The organism is Bradyrhizobium sp. UNPA324 (assembly GCF_006658635.1).
Taxonomy (GTDB): Bacteria; Pseudomonadota; Alphaproteobacteria; order Rhizobiales; family Xanthobacteraceae; genus Bradyrhizobium; species Bradyrhizobium nanningense.
This window is the reverse complement of sequence record NZ_LFJD01000004.1, coordinates 2,232,473-2,243,792: the sequence shown is the minus strand read 5'-3', so window position 1 is coordinate 2,243,792 and position 11,320 is coordinate 2,232,473. Positions and strand designations below refer to the sequence as shown.

Genomic DNA, 11,320 nt, shown 5'->3' with positions numbered 1-11,320 from the left:
TCGGCCTCTATAACCCCGAGACCTTCACCGTCGAGGACGCCCGGAGCAAGGTCTATGGCCTCAAGGGCATGGGCGGCGACGCCGTTGCCGAGACCTTCCGCGACCGGAGAGAGCGGCAGGTCAAGCGCGGCAAGACGGTCGCCGAGATCATCGAGGAGCGGATCGACTGGATGAAGATGCCAATCCGGAAGGCGGACGGCGAGATGCGGCCCCGGCTGGAAAGTTGGGAGAACACCGCGAGCCATCTGCGCCGCTTCATCGGCTCGAAGCTCGGCCGGAAGATCGCGGCCGACGTCACCCGAGGCGACATTCAGGCGTTGTCGGACGACATCGTGGCGGGTCGGCACAGCGGCAAACCGTCGGTCAGCAATGCGCGCCACATGCGCAAGGCGGCTTCGGGCATGTTCCGGTGGGCATTGCGGCGCGAGTACATCACCGCCAACCCTTGCAGTGATCTTGAGCCGCTGGACCCGGAGCATCCGCGTACCCGCGTGCTGTCCGAGGACGAGATCAGGATTTTCTGGCACGGCCTCGACCGCGACGACTTGATGGCATCTTGGGATCGTAGGACCCGGCTGGCGCTCAAGCTCGAACTCGTCACCATGCTGCGCACGGCCGAACTGCTCGGCGCGCACCGCAGCGAATTGATCGACCTCGACGGCGAGCAGCCGCGCCTCGACGTGCCCCTCAAGCGGGTGAAGAAACGGCGAGTGATCCAACAGCCGCTACCGAGCCTCGCGGTGGAGATCGTCAAGGAGGCTTTGAAGGGCAACAACAAGGATTTCGTATTCGCCAGCCCGCTCGACAACAAGCCGATGCGCCGCAAGGCGATGGCCGACGCGCTGCGTGGCGACAAGCGCAAGGGCAAGGTGAGGACGCCCGGCATCTGCCAACTGCTCGGCCTCAAGCCATTCACCCCTCACGATCTGCGGCGGACGGCGGCGACGCTGGCGGGCGATCTCGGCTTTGACGATGCGTGGATTGCGAAGTGTCTCGATCATGCCGCGAGCAAAAAGGGAGAGCAGATCGTGCCGACCGTCACCGGCAAGGTCTACAATCACTCAAAGCGAATGAAGGAAAAGCGCGCGGTGCTCGACGGCGTCGCGGCCGAGCTTCGGCGGATCATCGCCGAGCCTGCGCCTGAGGTGTCCGCGAAAGCCGATTTGCGCCTCGTCGCTTGATCGGTCAGTGCGTCACGGATCGGTCAGAGAAAACGAAATGGCCGCAGATTGCTCTGCGGCCCACCGGCATGAAGTATTCTTCCATAGTGAAAATAGCCTGCCCCGGTGCGAACAACGTTTTAACGCGAGTTGCGCCGTAGCTTGGATACCGGGTCTCTACTTACGTCAAAGGTCTCATGAGGCACTGGGAAAAGTCCCAATTGACCCCCGGCCAATCGAGTGCCACCCACGGGCGCAATGCAATGCTTCTATTCTTATGGGGCGAGGGACGGTCACTTCTACGTCGTCTATCTCTGCTCGGGCTCGCCGCAGTCGGCCTGCGTGTGGATGGTGGCGTAGATCGTGGCGTGGGCGGGCTGATCGCTGGAAATGCTCAACATTGAATGGCAGACGGCGGGCACCACGCGGCTGACCCTTTGCATCGGTCGGTATGCCTTCAAGTTTCCAAGATCGCGGCGCGGTCGCGATGGCAATCGTCGCGAGCGGTTGGAATGGGACCGGGCCACACCGGAAAGGCGCGAGATACTTTGCCCAATTCTCTGGACCGCGCCTTTCGGCTTGATCAACGTCATGCGGCGCGCCGTGCCGCTCACGCGAGAAGATCAGCTTCGCCGTCTCGACGCCGACGATTTCCCCGATTGGGATTACATGCCGGGCGGCCCGAGTGCGCCTTTCGAATACAAGGAAAGCGATTGGGGCTATCTCGACGGTCGCCTTGTGGCGCTGGACTATGCGGGGGGAAGTCTCGTTCTTTAAGTTCAGCCCGGCGCGCCCGCCCTCCGGGACGCACGACACGATAATGCGAGATCAGAGGACGTGTTAGTGAGATGATAAGATGGATGATCGTTGGCGCGGTGATATTCGTGGCGCTCACGGATTACCCGGCACGCGCGCAAAAGAATGTCATTACGTGCACCGGCACACTGATCGATGTTTGGCTAAAGCCGAAAGCAGATTGGCCTCTCGCGGTGATCTATGATGCGGCTGGCGGATATGCATGCTCAATCGAGCGAATGGGCGCGGGCCATGATCCGCTGCGGCCATGTTCTGTTGGCAAGAAGTGTCGGGTTGTTGGAACGTATCGAAAGCTTGGCGTGGGCGAGCAGCCAACCTATTCGATCCAAACGATCACCGATTTAACGAGTCAGTTTCCGGATGAAGGGCGATAGCCGCCGTTGAGTTCATGTGCTCCTCCTTGCTCTCGCAATTTAGGACGATAACATATTGAGCAGGATCAAGGATTGGTGGTGCAACGCACAGGCGGGGCTGCTTTGAAGGGACTACCGGTATGATCAATCGCGCATTCCTTACGGCCTTGCTATTGTTCGGGGCGACCAACGCGAAAGCCGAGACCTGCACCATCCCAACGGACGATGAGGTTCAAGCGCGAACAGCCAAGTGTTTGCTCAGCATTGACGGGAAACTGTTGGTCAACGAGCGCTGTAATTTTCACGTCTCGCCCGATGGTCACGGCACAACGCTTGACGCGGGGAAATATTATGTCGAGGTCAATGTCATTCCCAAAGCTTCGACCAACGCCACCATGGCGTTTTGGAACCGGGGCAGCGGTCGCAGCGATCAACTGGCTTCGCTTGGGCCCGTCACATGGTTTAACCGCAGTGGCGCGGATTGCTTCCGAAATCGCCGGTTTGAGATGTGCGCGTCGGAGTATCAAACCTGCAAGTGCGGCCCGAACGAGGAATATGGCTGCAAGCCCGCCGACGCGAACTGACACATGGCCCCTCCGATGAAACACTCCGTTGCTCTGATCTTTGCGCTTGCCGCCATGGGAGCCGCGCACGCTGCCCAATTGCCAGAAGCCTATTTAGGCGATTGGTCGAGCGATGACGTGGGCGATCTCGAGATCACAGGCATCGTGATCACACCGCGCACTTATCATGAGCCGGGATACAACTGCGATATCCGATCGGTGCAGCAAAAGAGCGAAGCGACGCCCGGTCGTCCGGTCTATCTCGTCGAGATGCGCTGCTCTGGCGAAGGCCCGGAGCGCCCTCAATTGGTCCGCGAGCTTTGGGCGCTACGAAAGATAGGCAACAATAACGTCCTCGCCATTGCTGGCTTGAGCGGAGCGACGTTTCCCTCGATGCATCTCTTGCGGCGGCCAACACCGTAGGCATCACGATCGCGCGGTGCTGGACGGCGTCGCGGCCGGATTGCGGACCATCGGCCGATCGCCCGAGAAGGCGGTCGATCAGACCTTCCGGCTCGTGCCTGATCAAAGCAATTCCTGCAATTAGCGGGATTTGAACAGCCCGGTCAGCGGGAACTGACCGGGCTTCCGCGCTCACATTCCATATGACCCGAGTTGCAGAATTGCAAACTCAACGACTTTTTCGATGACTTCATGGGCCCGGTGATCAGTTGCAGCAGTCTCTATCCAGACTTGACCGGTATCGAACGCTGTCGAACTGAAGGCGTTTGCCTGAAATGCACCCGGCATTGTGAACAGTTGTTCTGGGCGACGCACGATCCGCTGCTTCTTGCCGACATTCAAATGGCCGTGCTTTAGCGCGTAGGCAGCGTCGCGTAGTAATCGATAGTCGGCGCTCTGTTTCGCCAGTTCCTCCTTCCAATCATCGTCACGTGGTGTTCTGACGATGCTCGCCTCATGCAGCGTCGCGTGAAGAATTCCGAATAAGGCATCGAGCGTCATGATCGCGTTGATCGCCAGGCGCAAATCGCTGCGGGCAGTGATTGCCTGTTTGGCGTTGGGTTCGGCTACCTCACGAAAGAACTGTCGCGGCGTCATCTTGAACCACCCTATTTTTGGCTGGACGACCTGCCTCTCATTGGGAAGAATTAGCAAGCCGGGCGAGAGGCGTTTTCCCCCAATTTCGTCGCGCGCAAGCCCAATTGAGTGTTTCACGAGTACGTCGGCCGTCTATACTTGCGCACCGATGAGCGCCACTCCGACCCGCACGTACAATCCCCTTCCATTCACCGACCTTGAGCCAAAGCGGTTCGAGGATTTGGTGCGGCAACTTATCTACGATTTTCGGCCCTGGCGGAGGTTGGAGGCAACCGGTCGATCCGGCTCGGATGATGGCTTCGATGCCCGTGCCCTTGAGATCGTCGATGCAGTGAACGCAACTATTGCGTTAGACCCCGATGAAACAGAGGACGAGCTAGCGGAGCCCCGCGCACCGGATCGGTTATGGCTGATCCAGTGCAAGCGAGAGCGGAAGATCACCCCGGCCAAACTTAAAGGATATCTCGCCGAGATACGCGTCGGCCCCGAAGAGAAATTGCACGGCATTATCGTTGCAGCAGCGAGTGACTTCTCCAAAGCGGCGCGCGATGCCTTCTACGCATGGTGCCGGGATCAGGGTATCAGCGAAGCGGTGATCTGGGGCAAAGGCGAACTGGAAGATCAGCTATATCAGCCAAAAAACGACAATCTGCTGTTTGCTTACTTCGGTATTTCGCTGACAATCCGTCGCCGTAGTCAGGCGACGCAGATACGTGCAGAAATCGCCACGAAGCGTAAATTGAAGAAAGCCGTCCTGTTGAGCTCGGCCGATGTGCTCGTGCGCGACCCGCTTGCACAGGAATACCCTCACGTCGAAGAGGGAGAGCGGCCTACAAAGTGGGGCGTCTTTGCTCCCGAAGCTCTAAGCCATAACGGCCTAGAGATGAGCATTTCGTGGTTTTATGCGTTTCTCGACCCCGATACCGGCGAATGGGATGCTGCCGATGGCGTGCCCGCGATGCGCCGACGCCATCATTGGAGGGTCGAGGATACGCAACTAGATGAACTCAACGATGTCGCTCGCGAAACTTGGGATGCCTTGCCCGAAGAGAACCGCGCATGGCTCAAGTTCTCGGGAGGCATTAGGCTGCGGGACATTGTTGCCATTGATGACCTTGGCGACGACCTATTCGAAGGCGTGCACATCTACGCTCCCTTCTCACCAATGAATGGGCCGTTCTGGTGCTTCTGGCGGTGGCTCGAACTATCCCCATACTCGACGAGACGTGACGTGCCCCATGGCTTTCCCAACGATCCATCGAAGCGGATCAGTCGGTTTCCCGCCGAAACGAGAAAGTCTGAGGAATAGGCGCGCCTGCCAAGGATGCGGCCAAGCCGCTACCTTGCCTGCTCCTCCTGTCTTTCGATATGCGCGGCCAATCTGCCCTATCGACCGCTATTGCCGGATGGCTTCCGGAGTTCCCGAAGGGGCACGGTCGGTATAATACACTCGCCTTCGGGAGGCGGACGATCCTCCTCGTCCGAAGTATAGGCTTCGGGATCGTCAAGGATCGGCACCGGCTCACCGAGCCAACCGCACTTGTCGCAAGTCGGCCGCTCCCATTCGAGATCGGGAACGCTTGAGTGAAAACCTCGCTGCGGGGACAGCCGGTTAGAGCCGCAGGCGGGACACGCCTCGGGAACGCCACGGAGATGACGGATAACGAGAGATGCCGACAAGCCGAGCCCGTGTTCGACCGTGGTCGTCGCCGCCTCGGCGTCATACCACGTCGACGCCTTCGCGTGCGTGAGCCAATTGGAAAAGCGCCACGCCTCGTCCAGCAGCGTCTTGAACAGATGGCGACGATGCTCGTGTGCCTGACCTGCCAGGCAGACCGAACAGATGTGATCGACCCACGCTTTGAAGTCGGCTTGTTTTGGTTCGGCGGCAACATCCCCCACCCAAGGCACCACGATCTGCGCGGCGCTGGAGAAGGCAAGCAACGCCTCACGGCAACGGACGCCAACGGCCTGAAAATCGCTGACCTCCTGCGCGCCCGCCAGAGCTTCCAAGGCTTCGCTGATATGACGAAAACATCCGGCCAGCGGCTCGACGGGAAGTTCTGATAGCTTCGTTCTTTCGCCGCGCGGGATGCGCAGGCATAGGCCGACGTGAAACGTGACGGCCAAATCCATGTTCGGAAACTGTTCTTGCGAGTAAAGGTTGGTCGGGTTGGTGATGACCCACCAACGGTCAACGTTGGTGTGAACGTCCCAAACAACATGCTGATGGCTCAGGACGTTCTCGGCATAGACCTTCTGCAAAAACTCGACGGTTAGGTCGGGCGCTTGCCCGTTCATATAGTCGATGATGGCCTGTCTCTCGTCAGGCGTAGACTGCAACATGTTGGCGGCAACAATTCGATTTGACCCAATCGCAGGCACTGATAGCACGGATTGCAACCGCTGAGGTTGTTCGATCAGGGAGAGCCCAAGGATTTCCTCTGCTTTTGGCGGGTCCTCCGGGGCAGAAATCTTAGCGCGGGGACGCGCGACCGCTCCCCTTGAGCATATTTTGCCCGGATGATTTTCGGTTTTGATTGGTTAGGAGCGCCGCCTGTGCGTTTTCCGGGCGCGGGCTGTAAGGGACGCGCGGTTTGCGTAAACTCCGGTAAACGGCTCGTACCCCATTTACCGGGGCAAAGCGCAAGTGGCGGTCGCTTAGGTCCGGGAAGTCTAGAACGCGCCTGCCTTATGTCGTTCGAAGTTGACGCACAGAAGATCGAGTTCTGATCCACTGAGACCGGCTCGAAAGAAGCGGCATGTGTATTCCGGCAGCGTTTTGCTCCCACGCTTGGAGGTCGGTTCAGTCAAAAAGATGCACTGTCTGCAACTATCCGCATGGTGACGATCCCGACGGGCGTCTAGCTGCTCCAAAACATTACGAAGTAAGTCGCGAAATTTATTCGCGCCAACTGCAAGTCCGGCAATTGCATTGACGAGCGGCGCGATGGGATCGCTCGCAAGGACATTTTCTCCTCGAGGGGTGACATCAAGGACCACCGAGCGCTTGTCTTGATCAGAACGTGTGCGCTGGATGTAACCTTTATCCTCAAGACGCCCAACAGTCTGAGAAGCGGTGGCCCGACTGATGCCGACGAAATGGGCTAATGCAGAGGGCGTTCGTGAGAACCTGTTAGCACGAGCGAGAAATCGCAGCGCCATCCATTCTCGATCAAGCAGTCCGTGCCGATTATCCTCAAACCGCCAACTGCTGGCCGCCTGTATCAGCAGATCGACTGCTTCACGTGCTGCTGTGATCATCCCCGCGCCTTTAGTATGCCAGCACTGTGTATTGCTGATCAGGAGGGCCAGCGCACGTAAAAAGACGATTTGGCGTACACATACGAAGGTTTGCAATGAGCGTGCAAAGCCCGATCTTTTGATCCTTTCCTTACATGAACCTGACTAGGCAGGCGTCAAGAACGGACTGCCATTCCCCTAACAAGGCCAGTTGCACTCGACGCGGTACGCGGCGAACAGCGCCGCGCCAAGCGCGCCGCCTGCCGTGCTCGACGCGGCCGACGACGCATCTCGGAACCTACGAGCCAATATGGCGAACGAGGCCAGCCTCGCCCGCGCCCTCGCGCGGCTCCGACGGGGGCGCGGGCACCCACTCGATCGCGAGAACCGCGCGCGCGTCGCAATCGCTGCGGTGCTCGGCGGGCAGACCCTGCTTCCTTGCGAGATCGATCAGCGCGCATTCCTCGCGCTCGGTGACGAGCAGGTCGGCGAGGATTTGGGCCTCCTGTTCCCGCCGCTGCTGATCGCTGAGCGCCGCAGCGTCATCGGAGACGGCATCAAGTTCGGCGGACAACCGCTCGATCATGCCTTGCCGGTCCCACCACGCCATGAACGCGACGATGTCGACTAACTGGCCGAACGAGATTGCGCCAGGGCTCGCGTTGAATACATCGAACCGATGGTTCGTGAGCGGCCAAGTGATCGGCTCGCCATGCTCGATGCTACTGGCGACGTCCGGCCGCCCTTGCTCCGCCAATGCTTCGACTTGAGCGACCATAGCAGCCTTGCGAACCGCGCTCGGACGGGGCGCGCAGCGCGCGCGGGCCTCATCGGCCCGCAGTTCGCGAGTGCGAGCGCGACGGCGCTCGATGGCATCGAGCAGGTCGCCTTTGAACGACGGACGCTCGATCTCGATCATCCTGCCAACGGTCCCCGCTGGACGCGCTGCAATCATCTGCTCGATGTTGCGCAGCAGTGCGCCGAGCCGCTGGCTTTCGGCACCCCGCGCCTCCTTCGTGACGAGCAAGCGGGCAAGGTCGTTGCGCTTCCGACCGAGCTTTTCCTGTTCGGTCGTGACCCGCATGTCGTCGCTGCCGAGACCGAAGCCGCCTTCGCCGCGCGGCTTTTGCAATTCGGCGATGCGCGCCTCGTGCTTGAAGATTTCGGCGCGCAGCGCTTGCTCGTTCTCGAAATCGGCGCGGTACAACAGAGAGAATTCTTCGCGTCGGCGTTTCAGGTCCTCAACTTTTTCGCGGGCTGGCCGGGGCAGCACTGACAGCGGATCGCCGGTGTTGATCACGAGCATGCCGGGGATCGGGCCGGAGACAATGCTTGCGCTGGCATCGCCTGCCGGGAAGCCCGTCGCCTCGTTCCTGATCGCTGGCCGGTCGTGGCCGAAACCATACTGCTGATACCGATCCGCCATGGTGTCACCTCGCTCGATGATCGACGACGCGATCACAGCGCGGTTCATTTGCTGCGAATAGTCCTAGCTCGTTGCAAAGATCGTTATGAGATGATCCCATTTGAAACAGCAGCATCGGCCTTGCGCTTCGCCAGCCAGCATCGAAACGATTTGCTGCTGATCGGCTTCCAAGTCCTCGTAAAGCTCGCGGTTCTTTTCTTCGTTGAGCCTGATCTTAACGAGCGAGCGCAATTCCTTCGTCGGGATGCCGCGCGCCTTTTGCCTAGCCACGTACGCCGAGAATGCCGAAGATTGTCCGCACCGCCGGGACGTGGCCGCCGCGCAACCGCAGAATTCGCCAGTACAGGACGCGGCGATTGTCACGGTGGCGGCATACTTCGTCACTACGGGTGCGACGCCATTCGCCGCCAGCATAGCGAAGCAGATCGCGGCGGATCGCCTTGGCCTGCTGATTGCGGCTGAGACCGGGATAGTAGGTTGCGGCCAGCGTGCGGATCAAATCGTCCCGCTCGGAAAGCGCGGCCAGCGTTTCCGGACGCCGCCGACCGGGTTCGGTGTGCAGCGCGAGCCGCAAGGCGGCTACCTCATCGGCAGAGAGCCGGGCGATCATGGCGGCAGCGGAAGTCTCGTGCGGGAGTTCCGGCTCAGCGACCTCCGCAGGCTTTCGTGCGGGGGTGCGGAGGTTGTTTTTCCCTATAGGGAAAAAACAACTACCTCCGCAGCCTCCCGCCACTAGCACTGCGGAAGTTTTGCGGAAGTTTCGCGGAAGTTCCTTTGACGGACTTCCGCACTCCGGTTCCATTGGCGGACTGCCGCGCTTTGCTAGTCGTCGGCCCATTGCCCAACCTCGACGAAAACATACGAGTGCCGGTCGGTGTCCTTCCGCTCGACGTGCTCGAACATGCCGTTTTCGGTCCACGTTCTGAGTAGGCACTTCACTTTTTCCTTGTCCGCACCTTTGCGAATGTTGAGCCCAAGCGCCTTGGCGATAGGCTTGCCGACCCACATGTTCGCCCGGATGTCGGCGCGCCAAGGTCCACCCTGGCTGACCGCCTGTTGTGCCGCCCGGAGATCATGCACGCTCACGCCATCAAACGGGTCCGGCCATGACCACGCGACCGTGGTGCCGACGTGATCGCCATTCGCAAGCGCGCTAGAGGCAAGCATGTACCAATCGGCCTTCTCGGGCCGTGTTGCCATGCTGGCCTTCCCATTCTCGACGCGGAAATAACGCCATGCCTCGCTTGGACTGATGCCCGCCCGCTTGGCCTCGTCCTCCGTCATGCGGTTCAACACTCGCGCCGATCGGGATGCGCTGATGAGCGCCGATGCCCCACGCGCGTCCTCGATCGTCGCTTCGGCATGTCCTGTCTTGCGCGAGTGGTGCAACAGTTCGATGGAGCAATTTGTTTTGTCGGCGATTGTCGCCCATAGCGACACCACACTATCGATCGCGCTGTTATCGCTTTCGCCGACCCGGTGGCTGCGAATGAAGGGATCGACGACGAGCACGTCGATCCGGTTCTGTTTGATGGTCGCGATGATCTCCTCCGCCACCGACTGCGCGATCACGATCCCCGCTCGGGTCTGTGTTGCAAGCGTGATCGGCGTTTCGCGGCAGTTGAGGAACAGGTAATCACCGATGTCCTGCGCCGTGAGCTTGTGCTGCTGCATGGCTGCCGCGATCCGACGATCGAGTTCGTCGCGTGGGTCCTCACCATTCCAAATCCAGCCGCGGGCGCGTTCGGTTGGTGCCACGCCGAGCAACGGCTTTCCGCTTGCCATTGCCAACGCATCCGTGATCGCCAGCGAGGTTTTTCCCATGCCGCTGTGCGAGATCGTGCAGGTCAGGAACTGCCGGATGTAGTGTCGGCCGTAGAGCCATTGGCGCGCAGGGATGCTGGCCGGATCGCGGCAAACGAATGGTGTGGCTGAGATCGCTTTCGTCGGACGATCGTCACGCGCGTCCGCATCATCACCACGGTGGCGCGACGATCCGTCGTAGATTTTGCTGCGAAACGGGGCCTCCGTCATATGACGCCCCGCATTGCGAGATCGTCAAAATCGGCGTCGATCTGGGTCGGTGTCAGCACTTCAACCCATCGATCCGCCGCCTCCCACCGCTCCGCGCATTCGCGGGCGGCGTCCTGACCCGTGCCGCTTGCATCGTTGTCCGCGAGGATAGTCAGAGCTTCGATGCCGGACAGGACAGGAAATTTCCTGAGATTGTCCGCGTGCCCGCACGCCCAAGCCGGACGCAGTAGCGTGCCGCAGTGGATCGCGCGCGTGGCAGCGGCGAGCGTGGTCTCGATGCCTTCGCCGATGACCAAGCCCTGTTCGACATACTCGTCGGGCCACAGGCGGATTACACGCGCCCGGATCGGCCCGATGCTTTTCGGCTTCTCACCGCTCAGCGGACGCCGCCAGAGACCGCCAGGTCCGTTCGTCACCGGATCGGTGAAGCGAGCCACGATGCACGGCAGGGTGACGCCGTCGAAGGGGCACGCGGAGAGGAAGCGCAGTCCGCCTTGATCGGGCACGTCGTCGAGCGTGATGCCGCGACGGGCGAAATAGGCGATGGCCGCCGGCGGCAGCGGCACCGTCTGGGACCAAAGGCGCTCGCAATACCCGATCGTCTCCCGCAACTCCGCCGCCTCGAGCGCTTCGCGCTCGATCCGCTCGCGCTCCAATCGTTCGCGC

13 protein-coding genes are annotated in these 11,320 nt (G+C 60.5%); 6 read left to right on the top strand and 7 right to left on the bottom strand.

All coding sequences use genetic code 11. The features are described 5' to 3' along the window. From UNPA324_RS10930 to UNPA324_RS10910, 5 genes are all read left to right on the top strand, one after another. Positions 1-1,181 (top strand): tyrosine-type recombinase/integrase (locus UNPA324_RS10930; protein ID WP_141938815.1); only part of this gene is annotated, 1,181 nt, incomplete at its 5' end. Positions 1,182-1,550: 369 nt separating this feature from the next. Further along, positions 1,551-1,937, top strand: coding sequence for a hypothetical protein (locus UNPA324_RS10925; protein WP_141934683.1), 387 nt, complete (start codon positions 1,551-1,553; stop codon positions 1,935-1,937). A gap of 83 nt (positions 1,938-2,020) precedes the next feature. After that, a complete protein-coding gene (locus UNPA324_RS10920; protein ID WP_141934682.1) occupies positions 2,021-2,350 on the top strand; it encodes a hypothetical protein in 330 nt (109 codons plus the stop codon). A gap of 119 nt (positions 2,351-2,469) precedes the next feature. Further along, on the top strand, positions 2,470-2,913 hold the full coding sequence (locus tag UNPA324_RS10915; protein ID WP_141934681.1) for a hypothetical protein: 444 nt from the start codon (positions 2,470-2,472) through the stop codon (positions 2,911-2,913). Positions 2,914-2,916: 3 nt separating this feature from the next. Beyond that, positions 2,917-3,315, top strand: a complete 399-nt coding sequence (locus UNPA324_RS10910) for a hypothetical protein (RefSeq protein WP_141934680.1) — start codon at positions 2,917-2,919, stop codon at positions 3,313-3,315. Between the two features lie 171 nt (positions 3,316-3,486). Here the strand turns inward: UNPA324_RS10910 and UNPA324_RS10905 are convergent, their stop codons facing one another. Further along, positions 3,487-4,068, bottom strand: coding sequence for a hypothetical protein (locus UNPA324_RS10905; RefSeq protein ID WP_141934679.1), 582 nt, complete (start codon positions 4,066-4,068; stop codon positions 3,487-3,489). A gap of 31 nt (positions 4,069-4,099) precedes the next feature. Here UNPA324_RS10905 and UNPA324_RS10900 point away from each other — a divergent pair, with 31 nt between their 5' ends. Continuing rightward, positions 4,100-5,260: a PDDEXK family nuclease gene (locus tag UNPA324_RS10900; protein ID WP_141934678.1), complete on the top strand. Its 1,161-nt coding sequence runs from the start codon at positions 4,100-4,102 to the stop codon at positions 5,258-5,260. A gap of 77 nt (positions 5,261-5,337) precedes the next feature. Here the strand turns inward: UNPA324_RS10900 and UNPA324_RS10895 are convergent, their stop codons facing one another. From UNPA324_RS10895 to UNPA324_RS10870, 6 genes are all read right to left on the bottom strand, one after another. Then, positions 5,338-6,297: a hypothetical protein gene (locus UNPA324_RS10895; RefSeq protein WP_141934677.1), complete on the bottom strand. Its 960-nt coding sequence runs from the start codon at positions 6,295-6,297 to the stop codon at positions 5,338-5,340. Between the two features lie 330 nt (positions 6,298-6,627). Next, positions 6,628-7,215 carry a MarR family transcriptional regulator gene (locus UNPA324_RS10890; RefSeq protein WP_349630200.1) on the bottom strand — a complete coding sequence of 196 codons (588 nt, stop codon included), beginning with the start codon at positions 7,213-7,215 and terminating at the stop codon, positions 6,628-6,630. 277 nt (positions 7,216-7,492) lie between these two features. Then, a complete protein-coding gene (locus UNPA324_RS10885; protein WP_141934676.1) occupies positions 7,493-8,668 on the bottom strand; it encodes a hypothetical protein in 1,176 nt (391 codons plus the stop codon). A 214-nt stretch (positions 8,669-8,882) separates the two neighbouring features. Further along, positions 8,883-9,230: a hypothetical protein gene (locus UNPA324_RS10880; RefSeq protein WP_141934675.1), complete on the bottom strand. Its 348-nt coding sequence runs from the start codon at positions 9,228-9,230 to the stop codon at positions 8,883-8,885. A gap of 212 nt (positions 9,231-9,442) precedes the next feature. Further along, entirely contained in the window at positions 9,443-10,654 is a 1,212-nt protein-coding gene (locus tag UNPA324_RS10875) for an AAA family ATPase (RefSeq protein WP_141934674.1), read from the bottom strand. Next, the coding region (locus UNPA324_RS10870) for a toprim domain-containing protein (protein ID WP_181769657.1) at positions 10,651-11,320 on the bottom strand (670 nt) is incomplete at its 5' end. The genes UNPA324_RS10870 and UNPA324_RS10875, both read right to left, overlap by 4 nt.

Coding starts and splice junctions, on each gene's coding strand:
- UNPA324_RS10925 (WP_141934683.1), top strand. CDS start 1,551: ATGCTCAACATTGAATGGCAGACGGCGGGCACCACGCGGCTGACCCTT.
- UNPA324_RS10910 (WP_141934680.1), top strand. CDS start 2,917: ATGGCCCCTCCGATGAAACACTCCGTTGCTCTGATCTTTGCGCTTGCC.
- UNPA324_RS10890 (WP_349630200.1), bottom strand. CDS start 7,215: ATGATCACAGCAGCACGTGAAGCAGTCGATCTGCTGATACAGGCGGCC.
- UNPA324_RS10920 (WP_141934682.1), top strand. CDS start 2,021: ATGATCGTTGGCGCGGTGATATTCGTGGCGCTCACGGATTACCCGGCA.
- UNPA324_RS10915 (WP_141934681.1), top strand. CDS start 2,470: ATGATCAATCGCGCATTCCTTACGGCCTTGCTATTGTTCGGGGCGACC.
- UNPA324_RS10895 (WP_141934677.1), bottom strand. CDS start 6,297: ATGTTGCAGTCTACGCCTGACGAGAGACAGGCCATCATCGACTATATG.
- UNPA324_RS10900 (WP_141934678.1), top strand. CDS start 4,100: ATGAGCGCCACTCCGACCCGCACGTACAATCCCCTTCCATTCACCGAC.
- UNPA324_RS10875 (WP_141934674.1), bottom strand. CDS start 10,654: ATGACGGAGGCCCCGTTTCGCAGCAAAATCTACGACGGATCGTCGCGC.
- UNPA324_RS10885 (WP_141934676.1), bottom strand. CDS start 8,668: ATGAACCGCGCTGTGATCGCGTCGTCGATCATCGAGCGAGGTGACACC.
- UNPA324_RS10880 (WP_141934675.1), bottom strand. CDS start 9,230: ATGATCGCCCGGCTCTCTGCCGATGAGGTAGCCGCCTTGCGGCTCGCG.